This is a genomic window from Sphingomonas sp. ABOLE (assembly GCF_003950455.1).
GTDB classification, from domain to species: Bacteria; Pseudomonadota; Alphaproteobacteria; order Sphingomonadales; family Sphingomonadaceae; genus Sphingomonas; species Sphingomonas trueperi.
Map to the genome: position 1 here is coordinate 1 of NZ_QQWY01000043.1, position 25,187 is coordinate 25,187.

A 25,187-nucleotide genomic window follows, 5' to 3' on the forward strand; every position below is an offset into this window, starting at 1 on the left:
ACAACCTCACTTTAGATACCTGCTGACCGGCCATGGCTTGCCCTGATGAAGTCTGCGGCCGCTACGCGGCCTTGTCTTCATCAGGGCCATAGCGGCTCCCGAACCAGCGCTTCCCAATGTGCTACGGGACCGAGTTCACCAGCAGGGCGATCCTGAAGTGGGCCAGCGAGAACCGGGTCGAGTGGCACTACATCGATCCCGGCAAGCCGCAGCAGAACGCGTTCATTGAATCGTTCAATGGATCGCTGCGCGACGAGCTCTTGAATGAAGAGCTGTTCGACAGCCTGGCTGACGCCAGGCGCAAACTGACTGTCTGGCGCTACGACTACAACAACGTCAGGCCGCACTCGTCGCTGGGGAACCGAACATCGGCACAAGCGCGTCGGACGTTCCTGCTGAATGGAGGCCTCACGTCCGACGCGCTTGTGCCGGTGGGGCAGCACGAATATCAAACCGGCAGACTCTCGTTATGACCGCGGGACCAGCGGGGGGCAGGTCACTTGGGGACGACGCACCCGCCGCAATGAGGGCGCGTTCCAACGTGAAGGGAGGTGATGAACTTGGCGGCAATGGCGCCGTCTGCGCGTGCGCGATAGTCGCGCAAGACGCCACGGCCAGCAGGGCCGCAATGACACGATGCATGAATGAGAGCTCCTGACAATTCCGGGAGGCCGCGAACGTTGCGGCGAAGGCGGAATATCAGGCTATTGGAGGTCGCAGCGCGGGGTCAGCTGTAGCGAGCGGGAGGTACTGGAAACCGAAAAGCGGTGACGGGTTGTCCATGCCAAAAGCGATTGGCAGCACTTCGCTTTTCACAGCATCGCAAACTTGGTGGCTGTGACAGCCCCCATGGTGATGCGTGAATCCCTTATTTGCATCGGAAGGAACCTGGTCCCCATCACCGTTGCTGTGTCCCATGCTGGCGGCTGTTGCACTGTCCACGCAGGAAATCGGCTCCATGGCGTGTGCAATTGATCCGCCAGTCAGAGACAGGCTGACATAAAGCGCTGCAAAAATGAGCAGGACACGCCGCATGATAGACGCGGATAGCACGATGAGACCACTTCTGAAAGGAATTCCTTCAGTGTTATTGGGATGGCGTCGCCTAGGGGGTAGAAGCACTCCTCTGAGCCGGGCGGCGGCCGGCTATCAAGGTCGATTACGAACGTCTCGCAGCCAATCGGGCCAATTTGGCTGGAGGGTGGTCATCGTCGGTGCGTCTGGATGAGGCGGTGGTTCTCAACCTCACAGAATTATCTGGTGAACTTCAGGACTGGCGTTTCATGTAAGTGTGACGTGCAGGTTTCGACCGAGGGCGCCTTCGCAAGCACCGCTCTGGATCGACCCTGACCTTTTGAAGTTCGGAGGCGATACAGATCAAGGCGACTATCTACCAAAAAACCTGTTCGTGTGACCCGCCAGTCGTTTAATGCGCCGTCGTTGCGTCGCCATGGTGTCAATCTGGTGTTGTTCTAACGCAGTCTTGAAGGAGGGTCCGTTGCGAATCCCGCTTTCGTCGCTTCTATTTGTCGAAGTGGCGTCCCCATGTTGGCTGCCGTTCGTCGAAATCCGCGGCTGCGATGCAAGATAGATTGCCGGCGAGCGCCATGATCGATTCGCAAACCTTCTCCGCCACTTTCCCCTTCGCGGCTGCCATGCCTTCATGGCTGGAGGCGATGCTTGGGGTCGCCCTGCTGTTTGCGATTGCGGTCTTCGTCAACTGGATCGTCAAGCAGGTGATCCTTAAGTTCGCCTTGCAGCTGTTGCCCAAGGACGGTCCGACTCCCGCACCTATCGTCGCGCGGCTCGCCAATATCGTGCCTGCGCTCATCCTCGCCCGCGGCGTCGGACTAGTCGTGCATCTGCCAGCTGGTTTGGCGACGGCGATCCATAATGTCGCGAATGCTTTCATCATCCTGACGATCATCCTGGCGATGAACGCCGCGCTCAATCTTGCAAATCGGCTCTATCAGCGCCGGCCCGATGCCGCCCATCGTCCCATCAAGGGATATGTCCAGGTCCTCAAAATCCTGCTGTTTCTTGCCGGCGCGGTGCTGGTGATTGCGGTGGTGATGGAACAGTCGCCGCTGCTACTGCTCTCGGGACTGGGCGCGCTGGCGGCAGTGCTCATGCTGGTGTTCAAGGATACGATCCTGTCGCTGGTCGCGTCGGTGCAGCTCACCTCCAACGACATGCTCCGGGTCGGGGACTGGATCGAGATGCCCGCGCTCAATGCTGATGGAGACGTGATCGATATTGCCTTGCACACGATCAAAGTGCAGAACTTCGACAAGACGATCACGAGCATACCCACCTATCGGCTTATCTCCGACAGCTTCAAGAACTGGCGCGGCATGCAGGACGTCGGTGTGCGACGGATCAAGCGATCCCTCTTCATCGACCAGAGCAGCATCCGCTTTCTGGGCGAAGAGGACGAACTGAGCGTGCGCCGTTTCGCGCTGATCGACGATTATCTAATCCGCAAACAGGGCGAACTGGCGCAATCGAACGATCACCTCGTCGAGCATGGCGGGGATGTCGTGAACGGACGGCGCCTTACCAACATCGGCACGTTTCGCGCCTATGTCATCGCGTATCTTCGCGCACAAACGCGTGTGTCGGGCGATATGGCCCTGCTCGTGCGTCAGCTCCAACCTACCGCGCAGGGATTGCCGCTGGAGATCTACTGCTTCACCGCGACGACGATCTGGTCGGAATATGAAACCATCCAGGCCGATATTTTCGATCACTTGCTCGCGATCCTGCCTGAATTCGACCTGCGCCTCTATCAGGCACCGAGCGGCCATGACGTTCAACGGATGTCATTGGGCGAGAATGCGAAGAAATTGATCGGGGTGGGAGATGGCTGAGCGTTGTCAAGCCGTCCAAGCGCTCGAGTTCCGTTGTGTCACCATGCTTCAATGGCGCCCTCGGACATAGAAACGGCCAATCAGGGACAAGCCGATAGGCAAAATGGCTAATACGGCCATGCCGATTACCCAGATGACCACGACGGCGCCCTTTCCGGTGCTCTTTAGCATCCCCAGCAATTGTCCGGGCAGGCTGCTGGTATCGAGCGCGGCCAGTATGTCGCCGGCAGATTTGTTGCCCAGCGTTTTCGCGGTATCCTGTCCGCGATCCACAACGAGATCGAGCGAGGTGGCGAGCCAGGCGAGCACGGGATCGGTAAAGCTGTAGAGAAGCCAGGAGAGAAGCGACCAGACCAGCATCGCGAGGCCGATCAGAATCCAGGCGAAAGGCCGCAATTTCCCGCTTCGGATCCGCGTGGCTCCCTCCTGAGGAAAGCCTTCGATCGATTGGTTTTTCCAGCGTCGCGAGCCATGTGACAAAGCGAATTCCCTTCATATTAGCCCGATGCGGGGTCTGGCCAAACGACCCAGCGGCCATCTTCACCCGTACGCAACAAAGACACCATAGGGAATGTCCCTATAGCGCGTTTGTGACCGAACATAGGAAAGGCGTGCCTTGATTGTGCTGCTCCGCTCCCGAGTCTCGGGGTCATGCGCGGAAGGCTTAGGAATTGGCCCGTTCATGGAAGGTTTGAAGATCATGGTCGAAGCTCAGACCCCCGGCGTGGGTGATCCGCTCGATGGCCTGGCGGAGACCATGGACCGCGCCGCAGGTGCCATGATTGCTCAGGCAACCTTCGGCTTGTCGCCGGCCACGCTGGCCCAGGCCGTCTCCGACTGGATGCTGCACCTTGCCGCCTCGCCGGGCAAGCAGACGCAGCTCGCTGCCAAGGCGCTGCGCAAAATGACGCGACTGGGAGACTATGCCATGCGTAGCGCGACGGACGCGCAGGCGGGGCGCGCGATCGAGCCGCTGCCGCAGGATCGGCGCTTTGCCGATCCAGCTTGGGCGACGGCGCCGTTCAACCTCGTCTCGCAGGCCTTTCTGCTCAACCAGCAATGGTGGCACGCGGCAACGACCGGGATCACGGGCGTTACCGCGCATCATGAGGAGATGGTGGCTTTCGCCGTCCGCCAGTGGCTGGACATGGCGGCGCCCACCAATTTCCTCCCCACGAACCCCGTCCTGCAGCAGCGTATCCTGGAGACCGGCGGACAGTGCTTGGCCGACGGCCTGCGAAATTGGATGACCGACGTCGAGGCGCTGATGCGCGGCCTGCCGCCGGCCGGTACGGAAACGTTCCAGGTCGGCGAAACCCTCGCAACCGCCGAAGGCAAAGTCGTGTACCGGAACCGGCTAATGGAATTGATCCAATATGCGCCGACGACGGAGCAAGTCCGGCCCGAGCCGATCCTGATCGTGCCCGCCTGGATCATGAAATATTACATCCTCGACCTGTCGCCGGAGAATTCATTGGTCCAGTGGCTCACCGCGCAGGGCTTCACCGTGTTCATGATCTCCTGGCATAATCCCGGCAGCACCGATCGCGACCTCGACATGGCCGATTATCTGCAGCTTGGACCGATGGCCGCACTCGACGCCGTCGCCGCGATCACCGGCGGCGCTTCGGTCCATGCGGCGGGTTATTGCCTCGGCGGGACGCTGCTTGCGATCGCGGCGGCGGCCATGGCGCGCGATGGCGACGACCGGCTGGCCAGCCTCACGCTGCTCGCGGCCCAGACCGAGTTCTGCGAGCCTGGCGAACTGGGCCTGTTCATCGACGAAGGACAGCTTAGCCTACTCGAGAACATGATGTGGGGTCGAGGCTATCTCGACAGCGCTCAGATGGGCGGCGCGTTTCAGATGCTGCGCTCGAACGATCTGGTCTGGTCGCGCGTGCTCACCACTTATCTCATGGGCGAGCGCGAGCCGATGAATGATCTCATGGCCTGGAACGCGGACGGCACGCGGATGCCCTATGCCATGCACAGCCAGTATCTGCGCCGGCTGTTCCTCAAGGACGATCTCGCCGAAGGACGCTTCCAGGTCAATGGACGCCCGATCGCCCTGTCGGCGTTGCGCCGGCCGATGTTCGTGGTCGGCACGGAGCGCGATCATGTCGCGCCTTGGCGTTCGGTCTTCAAGATTCACCGGCTGACCGGGGCGCCGATCGACTTCGTGCTGACCAGCGGCGGCCATAATGCCGGGATCGTCTCGGAGCCGGGGCATCCAGGCCGGTCCTATCGTCTGCTTACTCGCGAGGCGGATGGAGCCGCGCTCGACCCCGACGCATGGCTGGATGCCGCGACGCGTCACGAAGGCAGCTGGTGGACCGCGTGGAGCGATTGGCTCGCAAAATTGTCGGGCAAAGCGGGCACGCCGCCGCCGATGGGCGCACCGGACAAGGGCTATGCGCCGCTCGCAGAGGCACCCGGCCATTATGTGCTGGAGCGCTGAGCGATGAATGACGAACCAATGATCGAGAACCGCACCTTCGACGAGATCGCGGTGGGTGATACGGCGAGCCTGGCGCGAACACTGCGCGAGGAGGACATCCAGCTCTTCGCGCTGGTCTCGGGCGACGTCAATCCCGCGCACGTCGATCCCGACTATGCCGCGACTGACCTGTTCCGCCGCGTGATCGCGCATGGCATGTGGGGTGGCGGGCTGATATCGGCGGTGCTCGGCACCGAACTTCCGGGTCCCGGCGCCATCTATCTCAGCCAGTCGCTGCGCTTCTCGCGTCCGGTCGGCCTTGGCGATACGATCACCGCCAGCGTAACGGTGGCCGAGAAGCAGACGGAACACAGCATCGTGATATTCGACTGCCGCTGCGTCAACCAGGACGGCGAGGAGGTGATCTCAGGCCGCGCGGAGGTCAAGGCGCCGAACGAGAAAGTGCGCCGCCCGCGCATTGCCCTGCCGGACGTCCATCTTGCCGAACGTCATGGTTATCGTCGATTGATGGAAAAAGTGGCTGGGCTCGCGCCGGTGCCGACCGCGGTAGCCCATCCGTGCAGCGCGTCGGCGATCGTGGCGGTCGTGGAGGCAGCCGAGCAGGGCCTGATCGCCCCCATCCTGGTCGGCCCGGAGGCGAAAATCCGCATCGCGGCCGAGGAGGCCGGGAAGGACATCACGGGCTTTCCGATCGAGTCTGCCGGCCATAGCCATGACGCGGCGGCCAGGGCGGTCGCACTCGTGCATGAGGGCAAGGCCAGACTGCTGATGAAGGGCTCGCTCCACACCGACGAACTGATGGGCGCTGTCGTTGCGTCCGGCACGGGCCTGCGGACGGAGCGGCGGATCAGCCATGCCTATGTGATGGATGTGGCGGACCACCTGGGACCTCTCATCATCACCGATGCGGCGATCAACATCGCCCCGAGCCTGGAGGAGAAGGCGGATATCATCCGCAACGCCATCGATCTCGCGCATGTGATCGGGATCGAGGAGCCGAAGGTCGCGATCCTCTCCGCGGTTGAGACGGTCAATCCGGCAATGGTCTCCACGCTCGACGCGGCAGCGCTCTGCAAGATGGCGGATCGCGGGCAGATCACCGGCGGACTGCTCGACGGGCCGCTCGCATTCGACAACGCGATCAGCCCTGATGCGGCGCGCGAGAAAGGCATCGTCTCGCCGGTCGCGGGACGGGCGGACATCCTCGTCGTACCCGATATCGAATCCGGCAACATGCTGGCCAAGCAATTGACCTTTCTGGGTGATGCGGATGCCGCCGGTGTCGTTCTCGGGGCGCGCGTGCCGATCATCCTGACCAGCCGTGCCGACAGCCTGCGGACCCGGTTGGCTTCGTGCGCGGTCGCTGTGCTTATGGCCCATGCGGCGACAAAGGCCGCGCCGGGGATGGCGACGCGCGCATGAAGGCCGTCGTCAGTCTCAATTCCGGATCATCGAGCATCAAGTTCGCGCTCTATACGCTCGGCAATCCTGACAGCCTCACCTTGTCGGCAAGCGGCAAGATCGAAAAGATCGGTATTGCACCCGCTCTCCGCATCCGCTCCGTCGAGGGTGAAGTCCTGATAGACCGCGACTGGCCGGATGGGGCGTCGCTGACCCATGCCGATCTGCTCGAAGATCTGTTTGCATGGGCCACGGACCATCTTGGTGACCGGCAGGTCGTCGCGATCGGCCACCGGGTCGTTCACGGCGGCACCCGCTTTGCCGCGCCGCAACGGGTCGACGCGGTCCTGCTCGACGCCCTGGAGGCGCTTTGCCCTCTCGCGCCGCTCCACCAGCCCCACAATCTCGCCGCTATCCGCGCCATTGCCCGGATCAACCCCGATCTTCCTCAGGTCGTCTGCTTCGACACGGCCTTCCACCATGACAAGCCGATGGTCGCCTCCCGGCTCGCCATCCCCCGCTTCCTCCACGATCAGGGTATCCGCCGCTACGGCTTTCATGGTCTTTCTTATGAATATATCGCACGGCGTCTGGGCAAGATCGATCCGGCGCTCGCGGGCGGGCGTGTGATTGCCGCGCACCTCGGCAACGGCGCCAGCCTGTGCGCAATGCAGAGCGGGCGCAGCATCGACACGACGATGGGTTTCACCGCCCTCGACGGGCTTGTCATGGGCACGCGCTGCGGCAGCATCGATCCCGGCGTCGTGCTGCATCTCCAGTCACAGCTAAGCATGCCGGTGGCCGAGGTCGAGGACCTGCTTTACCGCAAATCCGGTCTTCTCGGCGTATCGAACATCTCGAGCGACATGCGTGCGCTGTCGGAAGACGGGAGCGTCGAGGCGGAAGAGGCGATCGATCTCTTCTGCTGGCGGGTGGCGCGCGAGGCCGGCGGGCTTATCTCTTCACTTGGCGGACTGGATGCGTTCGTGTTCACCGCCGGGATCGGTGAAAATCACGCCGATGTGCGGCGGCGCATCTGTACCCGGTTGGCTTGGGCGGGTCTCGAGATCGACGACGACGCCAATGCGGACAACGCGCTTCGCATTTCGCGGGCCGGCGAAAGCCGCATCGACGTTCTCGTCATTCCGACCGACGAGGAGCGGATGATCGCGCTTCACACCCTGGCCCTTTTAGAAGCATTGCAATCATGACGTCACTTGTCGATCTTGACGGCAAACGCGGCCTGATTGTGGGCATCGCCAACGAGCACAGCATCGCGGCGGGTTGCGCAGAGGCGTTCACGCGGTCGCGCAGCGCCAATTTTCATCTTGATCAGGCACGATCTGCCAAGCGTCGCAGTTTGTGACCATTTTCAACGTGCTGGCCGCACTGCTATGCCGGGGGACGGGCGGTATCGCCGTTGCGAACTGCTCCGGGGTTGCGGCGCCTTATCCTCGCAAATTGCTGGTGCGATCATCGCTGCTAATATACTGTCGCCTGTGGGCGAAGGAGAAGTGATGAAGCCGACGATCATTGGATCCAACCCGGGCAGGAGCTCCGTCGAACTTCAGCAGTCGGCGGCTTCTCCCATACCGCTTGAAACCGGCGCCATCATCCTTCGTCCTGAGCAGCTGCCCGAGGCGGAGAAGCAGCTCGCGCAGCTTGACTTCGCCACCATGCGTTCCGGCGATGTGATCCGTATCGGCCTCGAAGCCGAACAAGCGCTGCAAAGCACGCTCGACGGCTTTCTTCAGCGGCTCGACAAGAACAGTGCTGCGGCGGTGTTCGCGCTGTTTGGGCGGCTGGAGAAAGGGGTCGAGGACGCTGACCTGCCTGCCATCCTTGATAAAATGCAGAACGGCGAGAAGCCGGGCTTCCTCGGCCGCCTGCTCGGGCGGTTGCGCGGTAAGCGGCCAGACCAGCTGATCGACGAGATGTTGACCGCGATCGGCGACCTGATCGCGGGGCGGACCAAGACGCTTGCAGACGAGATGGCCCGGCTGGAGGGTGAGCTCAGCAAGGAGATGCAGAAGCTGTTCGCCGAGCTCCAGAACCTCGATCAGCTGAAGAAAAGCTACGGCAACCACTTCGGCGAGTTCGCCGTCGCCGCCGGGGTGGCGCGCGCATTGCTCAACAAGGCGCAGGCCTATGTCGCAAATGAGGAGGCGGCGCTCGACCCGGCCGACCCGGTGGCACAGGCTCGGCTGACGGAGCTGAAGGACAAATTGCGCTTGCTCGAAAGCCGCGCGCTGGCGCTGGAGGGGAGCTACACCCGTCTTCCAGCCGACCAGCTGGTGATCCAGCAGATCGAGCAGGCCGGGGTCGCCACCCTGCAGGAAACCGCGACCACCGTCGCGTCGCGTTTCGCCTCGATTAAGATGACGCTGCTGTCGATCCACGGCGCGTTTGCGGTAAGAAGCGTGCAGCAAATCGCCGGCCGACAAGCCAAGCTCGATCGCCAGTTGACCGAGCTGCGCGGCCGCGCGCTGAAGGACGTGGCGGTGACTGCGGCGATCGCACCCGGCGATAACCGGGTCGCGCAGGCTCAGCAGATCGAGACGATCATTGCCACCACCAAGGAAATCCACGGACTGGTCGAAGTTGCGCGCAAGACTACCGACGAGAAGTTCGAGATAGCCCGCCGCAAGTTCGCGGACGCGCGGCGGGAACTCGCCACGCTTGCTCCCAATTGAAACGAAGGACCTGATCAACAATGCTCACCCTGTCGCTCGAGAAGCCCGGCGTCGCGGTGCCTAAGCTGCAACTTTCGCTGAATAAGGGCGCGCGCTTCACCGCCAAGGTGGAGTGGCGCTGCGACGCCGACCATGCGGACGACGTCGACGTCCACGCGCTTGAGGCGCGCAACGACGGCAATGGCGCCAAGGTGACCGAGCTGGTGAGTGTGCTCTCGACCTACAACACCACGCGGATGAACCCGCAGGGCGGCGCGCTGGCGTCTAACACGGACGGCTCGTTTGCCACCCCGAGCGGGGGCTTGTCGCACAGCGGCGACCTTCGCGTGCAGAACAGCAGCGAATCAATCATCATCGACGGATCGAAGTTGCCTGCGGGGGTCAATGAGATCCCTATTTTGGTAACGGTCCACGAGGCGGATCATGGCGGAGGGCATGAAGAGGGCGATGCCGATGAGGATGAGCCGGCGTTCGGCGACATCGACTTGTGCACGATCACGCTGACCGATGGCAGCGGACGCGAGCTCGGCGCGTACCAGCTGTCGTCCGAGTTCAAGGAGTTCAACGTGGTCCAGCTCGGCAGCCTACTGCTTGGCCCTGAAGGCTGGGAATATGCCGCGGTGGGACGTGGCTTCAACGGGACATTTAACGACGTGCTCGCTCATTTCTCCTGAGCTGGTGCCCGACGACGCGCCTCCCAACCGCGGGCCGACCCGGCTGCGCCCGACGGTCATCGGTCCGATCGCGCCCGGCCAAAAGACTTCGCGCCGCCCCGCCGACCGCGCGTCGCCGCCCGTGTCCGAGCATGCGACCCGCCCTGTCGTAGCTCCCACCGCTATTCCCGGCGTCGAACGCAGGCGCATCGCCGTCACCGTCGCCGATATCGCCCGGCTGTCGCCCGGCGTCGCCCCCGCCGTCGCCGCCACCGCGGTACGGCTCGTCGAGGGTTTCGTGGTCGAGGGGGCGCGCGACCGCACCATCACCCTGTGGGGCCACGGCGCGCAACAGGAGTACGCCGACCTTGTCGCGCGGACGCTTGACCTGGCGCGGGCTGACGAACTGGGCCGGGTTCGGGCGTATGTGACGCGGATGATCGACTTGCTCGGTGCGATTGATCTGCCGGTGATCTGCGGCACCGGCCGGCCGGCCGGGGTGTTCGATCGGCTGTTCGGCGGAACGGGCCGGATCGATACACTCTGTGCGCTGGAAGACGCACGGGCTGAACTCGACCAGCTGGTGAGGCTGACGGCCGCCGCACTCGATCCCCTGCTGCGGCTGCGCGACCGGCTGAGCGAACAGTCGCGCCGGATTGAGGCCACCGGCGGCGACATCGAGGCCGCGGCGCTGGCGGCCGGGTTCCTGGCCGACCATCTTTCGATCGCGCAGCCAGCGCTGTCGCAGCGGTTCCTGGAGCGCGCGATGAGCCTGACCCGCTCAGTCGCACAGCTTCGCGGCGACGATCCGCTCCGCGCCGCGCAGGCAGAGCAGCCGCTGCACCTGATCGCTGCGGTCCAGGAAGCGGTGCTGGTGGCAATGCCCGCCTGGCTCTCCACCATAGCTGCATTGACCGCCACTGCGAGTGGGGTGCGCTCGCCCAACCCGACCGAGGCCGGCGAACTCCAATACCGCCTCCAAACTATTTTGCAGCAGCTCAAGACATGAAGGGCCCAAGACCATGACGCTCCAGCTCGACCTCCAGAAATCCGCCCGTACCCTGCGCGTCTCGCTCGAGAAGGCCGGTGTTGCCGCTGACGTCAAGGCCGAGCTGATCTTCGATATGGACGTATCGGGCTCGTTCGAGCACGAGCATGAGGAGGGCACCACCAGCCGGCTTATCGAGCGGCTGGTGCCGTACGGCATGGAGCTTGATCCAGACGGGCGGATGGACGTCTTCACCTTCAGCGACGGGAAACGTAGCGTGCACCACGTTGGTACAGTCGCGCCTGACGATTGCCGAGGGTATATTGTCCGCAACGTAGTAAAGCGCGTGCCTGGCTGGAACGGCGGCACAACCTACAGCTACGTGCTCGAACGGAATCTCCAGCACTTTGGTTGGCTGCCAGCTGAGGCGGGGGGCGGGTTCCTTAGTCGCTTCTTCGGGCTCGGCCAGGAGCCAGAGTTTCGTACAAAGAAGCGTTCGATCGTCATCTTCGTAACCGATGGGGAGAACGACCCATCCGACCATGGCCGCACGATTCAAATCCTGGAGGAATCGGAACGGCGGGGCGATCAGGTTTATTTCCTGTTCGTCGGCGCATGCGAGCACGACGTCGATTTCGGTTTCCTGCGCCACATCGCCGCCCGCTTCCGTAACACGGGCGTTGTCATCATCCGCGATCTCGACGCCTTCGTCGAATTGTCCGACGAACAGCTCAACACTCAGCTGCTCGGCTCAGAACTGCTCGACTGGCTTAAATCCTAGGCGGTCATTTTACAATCAAATCACTTGGCAATTGATCGTAGCGTTATGACGTGGGATATCGCTGAGCCTCATCGGTCACAGCACGCTATTCTCCCGGGCGCGCGAAGATCGAAAGGCCTACCGCATCACGCTGAGCAGATCCTCGACGCCCGCTACGGCGAACGCGGAATATTCGTCGGCGACGGCGTAGGGCAGCAGCACACGCCGCCGGTGAAGCAGCGCGCCGCAGCTGTAGGTGACGTTCGGCACGTAGCCGCCATGCTCCTCGCCGCTCGGGAACAAAAGCGGAGAGGGTGTCCGCGCAAGCACCTTCGTAGGATCGTCCCGGTCGAGCAGACAGGCGCCGATGCAGTAGCCGCGGACCAGTCCCACACCGTGGGTGAACACCAGCCAGCCTTCGTCGATCTCGATCGGCGAGCCGCAATTGCCGATCTGGACGAACTCCCACGGGTAACGAGGCGCCATGATGGGCACGCCTTCTTCCCATCGCTCAAGCGTGTCGGATTGTAGAAGCCACAAGCTCTCACTATCCTGCCGTCCGAGCATTGTGTATCGCCCCTCGATGCGCCGCGGGAACAGGGCCATGCCCTTGTATCCCGCCATGGCGCCGATGAGCGGACGCATTTCATACGTGCGCAGATCGACACCGCGCAAGAGCTCGGCGCGCGCCGTGCTGCCGTCGAAAGCCGTGTAGGTGCCGATTACGCTTTGCGCACCATCATGATCTGTAAAGCGGACCAATCGCAAATCTTCCACGCCCTGCCGCTGGCTGGGCAGGATGGGAAAGATAACCGTTTCCGAAATATCCTCGCTGTCATCGGACCGCAGTCGGACCCATCCTTCCTCCTGGCGCTCTATTCGCGGTGACACGCCTTGGCCGCTCGGCGTATCGATGACGAGGCCTTCGCCGCCGTCCCAGCTTCCGGAGCGGAAGGTGACCGACGAGACATGACCCTCGCCAACCCCGCGCAACGAAAGGAGGAAGCGTATGCTGCCGTCGCCCGGGTCGCGATGGGGAATCTCGACGATGCTGGGGTTGAACAGCGCCGCGCTTTCGAAGGCGTATTCCTGGCTGAAATAGGCGCCGACGAGCAGCCGATCGTCTTGGTCGACCACGGTGATCCCAAGCCCGCCTTTGATCTCCTCGAAGCGGCGCAGGAACACATCGTCGACGCGTCGATGACGCCTTTGCATCGCGCGGCGCAGCAACGTCAGCATCCGCCGCCGATAGGCAGGATCGAGCGCCATCAGCCGGGCCGCAACCGCTTCGCTCCTCGGCGGCCGGCCCGCTGCAAACGCCGCAGGATAGTCGAAACCGAAAGGGCGGATGACCGTCCGGGAGGGATCGGGCATCAGCTTAATGTCGAGCTTGGTAAAGACATCGGCTGCGTTGAGGGTGTCGGTCACTGTGTCATCCCGCGAGCTTTAGACGCAGCTGCGCACGCGCGTACATCATGTCGGCTTCGCCCAGATAAGGGCGCTGTGATGCGAAGAGAAGTCAACGCCATTTTCCCCGGTTGTAACGCCAGGCCGCAAAGCCCGCGCGATAGAGCGCGGCTGCTCGGAAGCTGAGGTAGAGCGCGAGACGTGGGTGGATCAAACCAAGTCGCCGCGTCCGGCTTGAGGTAGCCATCATCGCTCGTGCGGCAAGCAGCCAAACGCCAGCCGGCAACAGCGCAACAAAAATCGATGGTCGCTTTCTCATTCGAGTGCATCTTCCGAGTTCGTCATCTCGCTTGGCCGTCGACGTGCCGCCCGCTACTGCCGCGTGAAGTGACGTTGATATCGAAATCAGGCGGAGATTCCCATGAGCGTTGTGGCCGCACGGGTTTATCGGGATGGCGTGGTCGCCAAGAAGTTCGCATCGGATGCACTGGGCGAAGTTGAGGTCGGCGACGACGAGTTCATCTGGATTGGCCTGGTTGAGCCGACGCCGGAAGAAATGTCGCTCCTCGAAGCGCGTTTTTCCCTGCACCCTCTCGCGGTGGAGGACGCGCTCAAGGCTCATCAGCTGCCCAAGGTGGACGTCTATGGGGACCAGCTTTTTGTCGTGGCGCGAACCATCGAGCGCACCGATCGCCAGGTGACGTTCGGGGAAACCCATATCTTTGTGGGCGTTCGCCATATCGTCACGGTCCGCCATGGCATCAAAGAGGGATACCTCGACCTTCGAGAGAGGCTGGAAGAAGCGCCCGAACTGCTGAAGCATGGGGTCGACTATGTGCTGCACGCCATACTCGACCATATCGTCGACGACTATAAACCGGTGGTCAGCGAGATAGAGCATGAGGTGTTCGACCTCGAGGCGCGCGCCCTGGAGAGTTTCCTGGAGCGGGACGACATTGCACGGATTTTCGCGCTCAGGCGCGATCTGATGAAATGCACCACGTTCCTCGCACCTATGGCCGACGTGGCGGGAAAGCTCAAGCACAGCGATAGCCCGTGCATCGATGACAATGTTCGGCCCTATTTCGGCGACGTTCTCGACCATGTCCGGGTGGTCATGTCGATGGCGGGGGGCCTGCGCGACCTTCTGTCGTCGATTTTCGAGGTAAGTGCGCTTCTCGAACAGCAGCGCCTTGGCTCGACAACGCGCAAGCTTGCTGCCTGGGCGGCCTTGCTGGCGGTTCCGACCGCGATTGCGGGAATATACGGCATGAATTTCGAACATATGCCCGAGCTCAAGTGGCAATATGGCTACCCGATGGTCCTTGGCGTCATTGCGACCATTTGCGGGATTCTCTTCATCCGCTTCAAGCGGGCGCGGTGGATTTGAGCATGTCGCTCGAGTCTTCCGGAGGGCACTGCCGCATCTATGAAGCCGGCAGGTTCGTTCGCGAGGGTCGGATCGCGGATCTCGGCCAAGGAGAAATTGATCACGGAGATTTCGTCTGGGTGGCGATCGTCTCCGGGCACGACACGCATCTGGACGCGGCGGCCTCACGTCTTGGTTTTCAATCTGTCGTCGAAGCGGCGCGCAACGGTTCCCCCGGACGCCTGATCGACAGAGACGCGCGCCTGGGAATGGTGCTGAGCGACATCTCCGACACCGACGGAAAGCCGATCTATGGCAACATGACCATCTTTCTCGGCAGGCAATTCGTCGTCTCGGTGACGGGCCGGCCCGAGGGGCGGCGGGAGGGCGATCAGATCGAAGCAAACCCTGGCTTGCTCGCGCGGGGTCCGGCCTATTTCCTGTCCGGCCTGTTGGCTCCAGTGGCGAGCGATTTCCTGTCGGTGGCGCTGGCGCTCGAAGCGCGTGCCGCTGAGTTGGAGCGCCAGGCGTCGGCCGGAAGGCTGCGCCGTGAAGATCTTTACGATGTCCTGCGCTTCCAGCATGACCTTTTCGATTTCAAGCGCGGCCTGGCCGCCAATCTCGGCGTGATCGAGGCATTGACCGCGGAGCGCTACGATGCGATCGATCCGGGCGCCCGGCCGTATCTGCGCGACGTTCTGGAGACACTCCAAGGCTCCGAGCGGCTTGCGCTCGCCAGCCAACGCGTCATCGCGGGCCTGATGTCACTGAGCACGGTCCCGGCGAGCGAAATCGAACGGACGGTGCGTACATTGTCGGCATGGGCGGTCATGTTCGCGCTTCTGACATCGGCCACAGCGCTTTCCAGTGTGAATTTTCCCGGCATTGTCGGTGTGTCGGCGAGGTTCGGCTACGGCATTTTTCTTCTCGCCATGGGCAGCCTCTGCGCGGCGATCTATCTGCGTCTTCGCCGACAACGCTGGGTGTAGCGTTTGAGAGAGCGGTCGGCGATCACACCTCTTCATTGTCCCCGCCACCGGCACCTTTAGGCCGCGCCGGCCGGACCGGTGGTGGCAGGTTGGCCGACAGGCGCAGCTTTGCGATCGTGATTTCCCTTTGGAGCCGGGCGTTGTCTGCCCGGATCGAACGGAAGGTCGAAATGGCATAGAAAAGGGTGAACAGCGACAGTAGTGAACTCGCGATCAAACAGGCGCGCGGATACAGGCCCAGAGAACCCAAGACCATGATCGTGCCAGCGGCCGCCAGTCCCAACACCGTGACGATGATCGAGCGGCGTCGGAATGCGGCGCGGCGGGCCTGCGAACTCGTCTCTTCCTTCATGAGGCTTGATCCTCAAGTTATAACACGGCAGGTGTTTGCGGGCGCTACGGCAGGAGCACGGACGCGAGCGCCGCGCCGGCCATGACAATCGTTGCGAGCCAGCCAAGCACCAGAAGCGGACGCGAGGCCGTGAAATTGCCAAGCACCGATCGGCGATAGGCGATGGTCATCATCGTCGCCATGATGGGGACGGCGACAAAGCCGTTGATGACCGCGCTGTAGACAAGCGCATGCATCGGATCGATCGGTGACCAGCTGATCGCGAGCCCTACCAGTGTCGCAAGGCCGATGATGGTGTAGAAGCCCACCGCATGCCAGGGCTTTTCTTCGAGGCCGCATTTCCAGCCGCGGCTCTCACCCACGGCATAGGCGGCCGATCCCGCCAACACCGGAACCGCCAGCATGCCGGTGCCGATGATGCCGAGGGCGAAGAGCGCCAGGGCGAACTTCCCCGCGACCGGCTCGAGTGCCTTTGCGGCATCGGTCGCGGTCTGGATCGATGTCTGACCGGCGGCATTCAAGGTCGCGGCCGTGCCGATCATGATCGCAAGGGCCACCACAACCGAAATCGCCATGCCGGCGAAGGTGTCGATGCGGATGCGCTGAAACTCGCGCCGCGCCTGGCCGGGCGCCTCTTTCAAAGGTTTTGCATCAGGGTCCTGGGAGACTTGCTCGACCTCTTGCGCGGACTGCCAGAAGAACAGATAGGGACTGATCGTGGTCCCGAGGACGGCGACGATCATCGTCCAGGCACCGACGCCGGCCACCTTGGGCCAGACGAGGCCTACCAACACGGCGGACCAATCGATCTTGACCAGGAAGAGGACGGCAACATAGGCAAGCAGGCTCAGGGTCACCCATTTTAGCAAGGCAGCATAGCGCTTGTAAGGGGCGAACAGCTGCAAGGTCAGTGAAACCAATGCCAGGCCAACGGTCAGAATTTTGCCATCGAAGCCGACGATGAGCCCCGCCGCCTGACCCATAGCGGCGAGGTCGGCGCCGATATTGATCGTGTTGGCGATAAACAGCAGTGCCACGAGGCCCGCGACAAGCCATTTGGGCAAGGCGTTGCTCATATTCTTGGCAAGACCGCAACCGGTGACACGACCGATATGGGCGCTGATGAGCTGGATCGCGGTCATCAGCGGATAGACGAGGACCATGACCCAGAGGAGCTGGAAGCCGAAGCGCGCGCCGACCTGCGAGTAGGTGGCGATCCCGCTCGGGTCGTCGTCGGCCGCGCCGGTGACGAGCCCGGGGCCGAGCTGTTCAAACAGCGCCACCGATCGCAAGCGGCGATGGAACTTCTGCAGGGGTTTTGGGCGTGACCGCTGGAGGTCGTGCATTTGGACCGACTCAATCTTTCCGAGCTAGGTCGAAAATCGCCACCGTCGCGCTCGATCAAGCCAGTGGAAACTCAAGGAATCACTAAAACTACTGCGTGGGTTGCTTCATTTCGCCCATTGCGTCCACGGCATTCTTCCCGCCGTGCGCGACCGCATTGGTGTTGCAGTGCTGCATAGGATCAGCGCCCGCTGCGCCGTGTACGGCTTTGTCGATATGTCGAATGGAATTGCATACGTCGAATAACTGCTAACTGAGCCCAGAGAGCCCCGAATAAACCGCGAACGGGCCGCCGCAACGGTGGCACCTTGGACGGTCTGGTGCATTCCACCAACTTTGGGTGCGCGCGAAGCGGCTAACCGACCCGGTCGACGGGAGATGAGCGCGCGGCTAGACAGAGGAAGGATGTGGCATGAAGCGACTGATTGCGTTCGATTTGGACGGCACGCTGGCGGAAAGCAAACAGCCTTTGTCCCAAGAGATGGGCGCCGCGCTATCGAGCCTTCTGGAGGTCGCGGATGTGGCGGTGATCTCGGGCGGTGACTGGCCGCAGTTCGACAAGCAGGTTGCATTGCGCTTGCCGGCCGACGCTAAGCGAGAGCGGCTCTGGCTGATGCCGACGACCGGCACCAAACTCTATCGGTTCGACGGGAGCGCGTGGCAAACGATCTATGCGGACCTGTTCGAAAAAGAGGAGAAGGCAAAGATCCGCGCAGCTTTCGACCGGGCGCTGGCGGAGGCCAATTTGACCGATGAACGCATCTGGGGAGACCGGCTCGAAGACCGCGGCAGCCAGTTCACCTTTTCGGGGCTCGGTCAGCAAGCGCCGCTCGAAGCCAAGGAGGCATGGGATCCGGATCGCGCCAAGCGGACGGCGCTGCAGGCCGTTCTTCGCGAAGCGCTACCCGGTCTTTCGATCAACCTCGGCGGCACTACGTCGATCGACGTCACGCGCGCAGGCGTGGACAAGGGCTACGGACTCAAGCGGTTGAGCGCGGAAAGCGGCATCGGGCTGGATGAAATGCTGTTTTTGGGCGATGCGATCTATCCGGGTGGTAACGACTATCCGGCGGCCGAGATTGGTCTCGACACCGTAAGGGTTCGTGACGTCGCGGAGACGGTCTCGGTGATCACCGCGATCGTCGCTTGCCTGAAACGATGATCGCGCGGAGGGATTGTTGATGGAAGTAACCGACACGGCAACGCTCGCTTGGAGAAAGAAGAATGTATGACGCGATCGTCGTGCTGATCTCCAAGCTGGGTGGCCTTGGCGTATTTCTGCTCATGTTTGGGGAGAATCTTTTCCCGCCGATCCCGTCCGAGGTCATCCTGCCGCTGGCCGGCTATACGGCAGCGCAGGGGCGCGGCTCGCTGCCGGTCGTGATCATGGCCGGCACGCTGGGGTCGGTCGCTGGTGCCACCCTCTGGTATTATGTGGGGCGCTGGATCGGGATCGAGCGGCTCAAGCGGTTTGCCGCGGATCATGGCCGCTGGCTGACGTTGACACCCGAAGAAATCGATCGGGTGGACAAATGGTTCGATCGCTATGGTCGCTGGGCGGTGCTGTTCGGCAGGCTGTTGCCGGGCATCCGCACGCTGATTTCGGTGCCGGCTGGTGTCACCGGCATGGCGCTGGGGCCATTTTTGGCATGGACCACCATCGGATCGGCGGCATGGACGGCCATGCTGGCCATCGCAGGCTATGAGTTGGGCGAGCGCTACGGCCAGATCGCCACGATTGTCGAGCCGGTCAGCAATGCCGTACTGGCGTTGGCAGGAATCTGGTATCTTTGGCGCGTTGCGATCTTCGGTCGGAAGCATCGCTAAGGCGGACCGGCGTAATCGGGCATTGGGTGCGAGCAGGCCGGTGTCTCACCGGTGAGCGCTAAGCATTGAAGCCATAGCGCCTCAAATCGACATGTTCATTATGTCCTTATAAGCTGTGAGCAGTTTGTTGCGCACCTGCAGAGTCGCTTCGAACTGAATGGACGCCTGCTGCTGAGTGAGCATGACGCTTGCGATGTCGGTTGTTTCTCCGCGCTCATAGGCTTCCGCCGCGGTGTCCTCGGCCTCCAGTCCGGTATTGACCCGGGCCAGCAGGCTTGAAAGCGTCGAGGCGAAACCGGGCACGGGACCCGCGGTGTCGGATGGAGGAGTGCCGCCTATGCTCGTTGCACGAAGGGTAGAAGGAGCGTTTTGGGCATTCACCAATGCCGTAGCGAATTGTGCGCCTCGTTGGGCATCGACCGGTGAACGCTGCACCGCGGCACGCAGGGCGGCATTGCCCTGGATGATCGCGTTGCGCGCGGCCATGATGCTGCCGATGTCGCTCATTCGTCCTGCTCCTTGAGGCGAGAGAATTGTCCTTGATTAAGGTTAACAAGTAGTGAAGGACTGCCCATTGCCTATCTGGGAACGGGCTTTCAAGATGAGCGATAGTTGGCGAAAGTTTACCGACTCCCGTATGGTGAGCCTGAACGTTTTTTAGAGCCGTTACGGGCCTCTCGGTCGGTAGGTGTGGGCTTTGCCGGATCAGCACGGGGGGAGAGATAGGGCGTCCGACGCGGGTAGCGTTCGGTCGTAGTGGGGGTGGAATTGCCCTTGTAGTCGACGCCCGAGTAGGGGTGGCCTCCGTCCCAGTTGACGCCGCCATGTGACCCGGTCCAATTCACGCCGCCGCCATGCTGTCCGGCAAGTGCCGGCGCGGCCAGAAAGAGAGCCGCTGCCGATCCGGCCAATAGCGACAAAGCACGCCTGTTCACGACAACCTCCTGACTTTAGTCAACCGTGGGCGAGCAGCGTGGCATCCTTTGGTTGAATTGGCGGTGAATGACGCTGACGCCCCGTAAAGCCAGCACGCTGCGCAGTTTGCTATGCGAAGGAGGTTCTGTGGTGTAACGTGAACATGCGATCCTCGGGGAGGCACGCCGGAAGGAAAGAACAATGTTGCTCACGAGATCGAGGCGTGCGGGAGTTGGTTTGTTGGCCGTACTCGCTTTGAGCGGATGCGCTACTACGCCGCGCGGACCAGGGTACGTCTATTACCGCGTGCCCTGCACGACCCCAGGTTCGATAGCTGCGGAGCCGATTGCACCCGTCACCAGATCGCCGTCGCCGCCTCCCGCCACCCCGACTGAAGAAGGTGTGAAGGCGGCGCCGACCTGCCTGCTTGTCCTCTCTCCGGCGGTAGCCTCGCGCGGCTATTACCCCGCCGGTTATTACGGCCAACCCTATTTTGGCGCCTTCGGCTACGGATCTGCGTTCGTTGGCCTCGGGTATCGATCGATCGGTCACGGATCACGCGGCCATCACCGCATAAGCGGTGGCCATCATAATTCCGGACACGGCTCAGGCCACCATTGACAATTCCCGGCGCTAATCCTCTGCGCGGTGCCGTGCAATGATCGCAAAGCACTACTCTTCCGGCAGATCTTCGACGCTTTCCCGGCCATCGTCATCCGGCTGCGGAAGTTGTTCCGGGGCCTGGTCGGGGCCACGGGGCGGCGAGTCGGGATGAGAATCGGGTGGTGCGCTGGCCATGCTATCTCCTTGGTTATCAGAACCGTCGAGAACGCCTGATAGTTCCTGAAGGCGTTTGAGGGCCGGCGTACCATTTATTCTACCAGCTTTTCAGAGCACGCAGTTGCGGCGTCTTCTTGTGCTGGTGCTCGCCCATGCGCCCGAGCAGGGTGTCGAGAACCTCGATCGCCTCGAGGACATGTGGGCCCTTGTTCAGCATCACGCATTCGGCGCGCGCGGCCATCGCCGCGTCGGTCATCTCACCACGAGAAGGCCGGCCCTTCTTGACGAGGTTCTCCAAGACCTGCGTCGCCCAGATCACCGGCACGTGAGCAGCCTCGGCCAGCCACAGGATTTCCTCCTGCATCTCGGCCATGCGAGCAAAGCCGATCTCAACGGCAAGGTCGCCCCGCGCGATCATCACGGCGGTGGGCTGTCGACTGGCGGCGTGGACCATGATCTCCGGCAGATTGTCGATCGCCCGGATGGTCTCCACCTTCAGCACAAGGGCGAGTTTCTGCCAGTCGTCGCGCAGTTCCGCCAACGCCTCCTGCAGCTGCATCACGTCGGCGGCGGATTGGACGAACGAGTATTGGACGCCGTCGGCATGGGCGGCAATGAACTTCAGGTCGCGGCGGTCCTTTTTCGTGAGCGCGGCGATGCCGAGATCGGCATCGGGGAAGTTCAGGCCCTTTTCGGGTTTTAGCCTGGCACCCTTCTCCGGAGCCTGTTCAATATGCACCAGCAGTCCGTCGTCGCCCGCTTCCTCGATCACGCCGCCGAGCTTGCCGTCGTTATAGAAGACATGGTCGCCGGTCCGGCTGCCGCGCACCGCTTCCCCGAGCGTGCATTCGACCGCCGTCACCGCCTCATCCGTCTTGTGGGCACCCAGCGCACCGGCTTCGACGATCCGCAGGCGGTCGCCCACGTGCAGACGCCCCCCACCGCCTTCCATGTTGCCGGTGCGGATCTTCGGACCGGCCAGATCCATGAAGATGCGCATCCTGTGGCCGGTCTCTTGCTCGGCAACACGGGCGTGTTCGATCATCCGCAACCATCTGCGCGGACCGTCATGCGCGCAGTTGATGCGCAGTGCTTCGATCCTGCGGTCGGCGAGGTCTCGCATGAACGCAGGATCTTCCGCGGCTTCGCTCGGACACGTCACCATGATCGCGGTCGCGCGCAGATCGCCGGTCGCGCCGAACAGGGCCTGCCGCCGCTCGGTGAGGCAGCGCTCGCCGGCGAAGAATGCTTCCGATGGCGGCCGCTCGTCCGGTTGCCTGCCGACAATCGCCGCGAGCGCCGCGCGGGTCGCCTGAAGCGCGGGGAGGACGTGCCCCTCCGATCGCCCCAACGAGGACAGGCCGAGCATCGTCAGCCCGCGCTGGATCGGCCGCAGATCGTGTCCGCGCAGGGCAAGATAGTCCGCCAGGTTGGCGGCGCAGGAGGCCAAGCCAGGCACATCTCCAATGTTCCATCGGGCAAACTTCTCCACACCTTCCCGCCGCACCTCGGTCGTGAGCGCGTCCAGGCGGTCGAGAAGCGCCGATGGTTCGGTGATCGCGGCGTCCGGCTGCGGCTGCTGCCGCGCCTTCGGCCCGAGATGCCGATGGCGGCGCGCATCGCCCGCCGAGGGATGCCTCGAGCTTTTCATGCGCTCGCCCTTTTTGCTTCACGTGCCTCGCACCGGGCGTCGCGCAGAATCTCGATGCCGCCCTTGATCGCGATCACCGCGGTGAGAAAACCGACCAGCAGATCGGGCCAGTTGGTCCCCAGCCACCAGACCAGAACACCGGCGACGAGAATCCCGCCATTCGAGATGAAGTCGTTGAAGCTGAAAGTGGTCGCGGCGCGCAGGTTGACGTCGGGCTCTCGCAGCCGTTGCAGCAGCCTAAGGCAGACGAAGTTTACCACGGCCGCAATGGCCGACATCGTCATCATCGTGACGCCGATCGGCTCGCTTCCCTGAAGATAGCGGCGGCCGACGTCGAGCAGGATACCGCCGGCGAAGATCAGGAGCATGAAGCCCGAAACTGTCGCCGCCCGCGTCTTCCATTTCGCCCCCCGGCTGAGAGCGATCAGGCTCAATGCGTAGACCGCCGCGTCCGACAGGTTGTCGAGTCCGTTGGCGAGGAGTGCACTGGAATCTCCGCTGATACCTGCGATCAGGAAGGCGATAGCGATCGCGAGGTTGAGCACCAGGACGATCCACAGCGTGCGTCTCTCGTCTGGCCCTTCCGGCGCTCTGTCGTTCATGCGGCGCCTTTCGGATCGCTTGTTGGTCATGCGCGAGATGGAGCGCTTTGGGTGTTACGATCGGCACGCACCGTAGTTCCCCCGCGCTACGCTCCAGCAGGGTAGGCCATAGTCTCGTGGCGGGAACCTCCGAAGACGCTTATTGTTGCAGCCTCATGCGATTTCCACCGATTCCCTATTGCGGTTCTGCTCCGCTTCCCGTCGATATCTGGACGCGTTGGAATCCGGATCCGCTGGCCATTGCGCTGGTGATCAGTCTCTTTTTGATCGGCCGCGCACTCCGGGCACAGCCTCTCCCGCTAGCCGCAGGCTGCGCCATTCTCCTTCTGCTGTTCGTATCGCCGTTCTGTGCGTTGAGTTCGGCGCTGTTCTCGGCACGCGCGGCGCATCATATCTTGCTGACGGCCGTCGCAGCGCCGCTGTTGGCGATGGCATTGCCAGCCGTTCGGGGCAGGCCGGCTGCATGGGCCTGTGTCCATGCCTTGATCTTCTGGTTGTGGCACGCACCGGTCGCCTATACCTTCGCGCTTGCCAGCGACGGTGCCTACTGGCTCATGGAGTTGACCCTGCTCGCCTCTGCGATCGGCCTCTGGCGCAGCGTGCTGGCCGCAACCGCACCCATCGGCGTCGCGGTCCTGCTGGCGACGATGGTCCAGATGGGCTTACTCGGCGCCCTGCTCACCTTCGCGTCCACGCCGCTGTACGCCTGGCACTGGATCACGACGCAGCCCTGGGGCCTCAGCCCGGTGGAGGACCAGCAGCTTGCCGGCCTGCTGATGTGGATCGTGGGCGGAGCGATTTATCTCGTCGCCGCGCTCAGGCTGGCAGGCAATTGGCTCACCGAGCGACAGCGGATGGCGATCGCATGATCGCGGCGATCCGCGAATGGGCGGCGCGGCATACCGCCGATCGGCGCTATTCCCCGGTCGGCGTCGCCTTCCACTGGATCATGGCGGCGCTCCTCTCCTTTCAGCTCTATTGGGGTTGGTATATGAGCCGCATGCCGGTGGGCGGCGACAAGCTGGATGCCTACAAGCTGCATTCCGAGCTGGGCCTCGGCATGCTCGTGCTGGCGACGCTGCGTTTCCTGTGGCGCACGATCGTGCCGGGACCGATCAACGATGCGGACAAGCTCGGCTGGCAGACGAAGCTGGCCTATTTGACCCACGCGCTGTTCTATATTTGCTTTTTCGGCCTGCCGCTGTCGGGCTGGGCGATGTGGTCGGCGCTGGGCGATGGCCCTAGGCTAGATCTGCTCGGTGCCGCATGGCCGCAACTGCCGTTCCACGATATTCCGGTCGCGGCGCAGTGGACCATCCTCGGCTGGGCCGACGGCATCCACACCCTGCTGATCCTGCTCCTCGTCGCGCTCATTCCCATGCATATCGGCGCGGCCCTCAAGCATCATTTCTGGAACCGGCACGATGTGCTCATCGGGATGCTGCCGGAGTTGAAGGAGGACGAACCGGCAGAGACGGATCCCCGTCACGGCTTGCCAGGATCGCAAGCTCCGCCGGCGCCAATGCGCGGCTGACCGCCAGCATCGTGCCCGTGGGATCATGCCGTTGCCCCGAGCGCCAGGCCTCGATCTGTACCACGACATAGGTCGGCGACTGCCCGGCGAGCGGCGGGTTGCCGGGACCGCGTCCTTCGCCGCTCCCGCCGTGGCAGCTGGCGCACTTGCTGGCGTAAAGGGACGTTGTGCGCAATGTGGATGCTGGGGCTGGCAGCGCGGCATAGTAGGCCGAGACCTTGACGCGATCCTCGCTATCCAGTCGCCGGGCGATCGTGCGCATCGCGACATGCCTGCGCCGCCCGTTGGCGTAATCATCGAGTTGGCGAACCAGATAACCCGCATCGAGCCCAGCGAGGCGCGGGGTCAGGCGGCCATCGCCTTCGCCTTTCAAGCCATGGCATGTCGCGCAGGCGCTCGTCGGGCCACCGTTGCCGCCACTGAACGCGATAACCTCGCCGGTCCTGCGAAAGGCCGGGTTGCCGCCCGTCTCGTTGCATGCCGTCAGATACAGCGGACCCAGCAGGCCGAGGCGCAGAAAATATCGCGTCATCGCACGGGGAACCGAGTGCGAGGCGGTCGGTTCCCCATCGGGGAAGGAAGATCTCATTTGGG

At 62.9% G+C, this 25,187-nt stretch carries 23 protein-coding genes and 1 pseudogene; 16 read left to right on the top strand and 8 right to left on the bottom strand.

Annotation, left to right across the window (positions count from 1 at the left end):
• Window positions 1–125: 125 nt before the first annotated feature.
• Window positions 126–386 (top strand): annotated as a pseudogene (locus CA234_RS19995) (integrase core domain-containing protein); the annotation flags it as partial.
• Between the two features lie 1,221 nt (window positions 387–1,607).
• A complete protein-coding gene (locus CA234_RS20010; RefSeq protein ID WP_125962607.1) occupies window positions 1,608–2,870 on the top strand; it encodes a mechanosensitive ion channel domain-containing protein in 1,263 nt (420 codons plus the stop codon).
• Window positions 2,871–2,918: 48 nt separating this feature from the next.
• Here the strand turns inward: CA234_RS20010 and CA234_RS20015 are convergent, their stop codons facing one another.
• Window positions 2,919–3,350 carry a hypothetical protein gene (locus tag CA234_RS20015; protein WP_241213601.1) on the bottom strand — a complete coding sequence of 144 codons (432 nt, stop codon included), beginning with the start codon at window positions 3,348–3,350 and terminating at the stop codon, window positions 2,919–2,921.
• 220 nt (window positions 3,351–3,570) lie between these two features.
• On the opposite strand from CA234_RS20015, the gene CA234_RS20020 reads away from it, so the two are divergent.
• From CA234_RS20020 to CA234_RS20055, 8 genes are all read left to right on the top strand, one after another.
• Complete coding sequence (locus CA234_RS20020; RefSeq protein WP_164521886.1) at window positions 3,571–5,328, top strand: alpha/beta fold hydrolase; 1,758 nt, start codon at window positions 3,571–3,573, stop codon at window positions 5,326–5,328.
• Window positions 5,329–5,331: 3 nt separating this feature from the next.
• Window positions 5,332–6,750, top strand: coding sequence for a bifunctional enoyl-CoA hydratase/phosphate acetyltransferase (locus CA234_RS20025; RefSeq protein WP_072384089.1), 1,419 nt, complete (start codon window positions 5,332–5,334; stop codon window positions 6,748–6,750).
• Entirely contained in the window at window positions 6,747–7,940 is a 1,194-nt protein-coding gene (locus tag CA234_RS20030; protein ID WP_072384090.1) for an acetate/propionate family kinase, read from the top strand. Before CA234_RS20025 ends, CA234_RS20030 begins: the two co-directional genes overlap by 4 nt.
• Window positions 7,937–8,095, top strand: coding sequence for a hypothetical protein (locus CA234_RS24670; protein ID WP_206431254.1), 159 nt, complete (start codon window positions 7,937–7,939; stop codon window positions 8,093–8,095). The genes CA234_RS20030 and CA234_RS24670 overlap by 4 nt, the downstream gene beginning before the upstream one ends.
• Before the next feature lie 151 nt (window positions 8,096–8,246).
• The gene (locus tag CA234_RS20040) at window positions 8,247–9,422 is read left to right on the top strand and encodes a hypothetical protein (RefSeq protein ID WP_072384099.1); all 1,176 of its coding nucleotides are present in this window, start codon (window positions 8,247–8,249) and stop codon (window positions 9,420–9,422) included.
• A gap of 20 nt (window positions 9,423–9,442) precedes the next feature.
• Window positions 9,443–10,096 carry a TerD family protein gene (locus tag CA234_RS20045; protein ID WP_072384091.1) on the top strand — a complete coding sequence of 218 codons (654 nt, stop codon included), beginning with the start codon at window positions 9,443–9,445 and terminating at the stop codon, window positions 10,094–10,096.
• 4 nt (window positions 10,097–10,100) lie between these two features.
• A complete protein-coding gene (locus CA234_RS20050) occupies window positions 10,101–11,084 on the top strand; it encodes a hypothetical protein (RefSeq protein WP_125962604.1) in 984 nt (327 codons plus the stop codon).
• A gap of 13 nt (window positions 11,085–11,097) precedes the next feature.
• Window positions 11,098–11,844 carry a VWA domain-containing protein gene (locus CA234_RS20055; protein ID WP_125962603.1) on the top strand — a complete coding sequence of 249 codons (747 nt, stop codon included), beginning with the start codon at window positions 11,098–11,100 and terminating at the stop codon, window positions 11,842–11,844.
• A 117-nt stretch (window positions 11,845–11,961) separates the two neighbouring features.
• Here CA234_RS20055 and CA234_RS20060 read toward each other — a convergent pair whose 3' ends face one another.
• Window positions 11,962–13,197 (bottom strand): glycoside hydrolase family 130 protein, encoded by a 1,236-nt coding sequence (locus tag CA234_RS20060; protein WP_125962610.1) that lies wholly within the window; start codon window positions 13,195–13,197, stop codon window positions 11,962–11,964.
• A gap of 454 nt (window positions 13,198–13,651) precedes the next feature.
• On the opposite strand from CA234_RS20060, the gene CA234_RS20065 reads away from it, so the two are divergent.
• Both CA234_RS20065 and CA234_RS20070 read left to right on the top strand, forming a co-directional pair.
• Window positions 13,652–14,620 (top strand): magnesium and cobalt transport protein CorA, encoded by a 969-nt coding sequence (locus CA234_RS20065; protein ID WP_125962602.1) that lies wholly within the window; start codon window positions 13,652–13,654, stop codon window positions 14,618–14,620.
• 2 nt (window positions 14,621–14,622) lie between these two features.
• Window positions 14,623–15,588: a CorA family divalent cation transporter gene (locus CA234_RS20070; protein WP_125962601.1), complete on the top strand. Its 966-nt coding sequence runs from the start codon at window positions 14,623–14,625 to the stop codon at window positions 15,586–15,588.
• A gap of 22 nt (window positions 15,589–15,610) precedes the next feature.
• Here the strand turns inward: CA234_RS20070 and CA234_RS20075 are convergent, their stop codons facing one another.
• Complete coding sequence (locus CA234_RS20075; RefSeq protein WP_125962600.1) at window positions 15,611–15,940, bottom strand: hypothetical protein; 330 nt, start codon at window positions 15,938–15,940, stop codon at window positions 15,611–15,613.
• Between the two features lie 44 nt (window positions 15,941–15,984).
• A complete protein-coding gene (locus CA234_RS20080; protein WP_241213602.1) occupies window positions 15,985–17,286 on the bottom strand; it encodes a divalent metal cation transporter in 1,302 nt (433 codons plus the stop codon).
• Window positions 17,287–17,696: 410 nt separating this feature from the next.
• Between CA234_RS20080 and CA234_RS20085 the strand changes: the two genes are divergently transcribed.
• Window positions 17,697–18,446, top strand: a complete 750-nt coding sequence (locus CA234_RS20085) for an HAD-IIB family hydrolase (RefSeq protein ID WP_072384095.1) — start codon at window positions 17,697–17,699, stop codon at window positions 18,444–18,446.
• Between the two features lie 62 nt (window positions 18,447–18,508).
• The gene (locus CA234_RS20090; protein ID WP_126002597.1) at window positions 18,509–19,111 is read left to right on the top strand and encodes a DedA family protein; all 603 of its coding nucleotides are present in this window, start codon (window positions 18,509–18,511) and stop codon (window positions 19,109–19,111) included.
• An 81-nt stretch (window positions 19,112–19,192) separates the two neighbouring features.
• On the opposite strand, the gene CA234_RS20095 is transcribed toward CA234_RS20090, so the two are convergent.
• The 3 genes from CA234_RS20095 to CA234_RS20105 form a co-directional block, all read right to left on the bottom strand.
• Window positions 19,193–19,618, bottom strand: coding sequence for a flagellar hook-basal body complex protein FliE (locus CA234_RS20095; RefSeq protein ID WP_241213603.1), 426 nt, complete (start codon window positions 19,616–19,618; stop codon window positions 19,193–19,195).
• 1,285 nt (window positions 19,619–20,903) lie between these two features.
• Window positions 20,904–22,457, bottom strand: coding sequence for a pyruvate kinase (locus CA234_RS20100; RefSeq protein WP_206431256.1), 1,554 nt, complete (start codon window positions 22,455–22,457; stop codon window positions 20,904–20,906).
• Window positions 22,454–23,059: a cation diffusion facilitator family transporter gene (locus tag CA234_RS20105; RefSeq protein WP_126002598.1), complete on the bottom strand. Its 606-nt coding sequence runs from the start codon at window positions 23,057–23,059 to the stop codon at window positions 22,454–22,456. Before CA234_RS20105 ends, CA234_RS20100 begins: the two co-directional genes overlap by 4 nt.
• A gap of 155 nt (window positions 23,060–23,214) precedes the next feature.
• Between CA234_RS20105 and CA234_RS20110 the strand changes: the two genes are divergently transcribed.
• Together CA234_RS20110 and CA234_RS20115 are read left to right on the top strand one after the other, a co-directional pair.
• Window positions 23,215–23,928 (top strand): cytochrome c oxidase assembly protein, encoded by a 714-nt coding sequence (locus CA234_RS20110; protein WP_126002599.1) that lies wholly within the window; start codon window positions 23,215–23,217, stop codon window positions 23,926–23,928.
• Window positions 23,925–24,593, top strand: a complete 669-nt coding sequence (locus CA234_RS20115; protein ID WP_126002600.1) for a cytochrome b/b6 domain-containing protein — start codon at window positions 23,925–23,927, stop codon at window positions 24,591–24,593. Before CA234_RS20110 ends, CA234_RS20115 begins: the two co-directional genes overlap by 4 nt.
• Here the strand turns inward: CA234_RS20115 and CA234_RS25055 are convergent.
• Complete coding sequence (locus tag CA234_RS25055) at window positions 24,490–25,125, bottom strand: c-type cytochrome (RefSeq protein ID WP_241213604.1); 636 nt, start codon at window positions 25,123–25,125, stop codon at window positions 24,490–24,492. The genes CA234_RS20115 and CA234_RS25055 overlap by 104 nt on opposite strands.
• Between the last annotated feature and the right edge of the window lie 62 nt (window positions 25,126–25,187).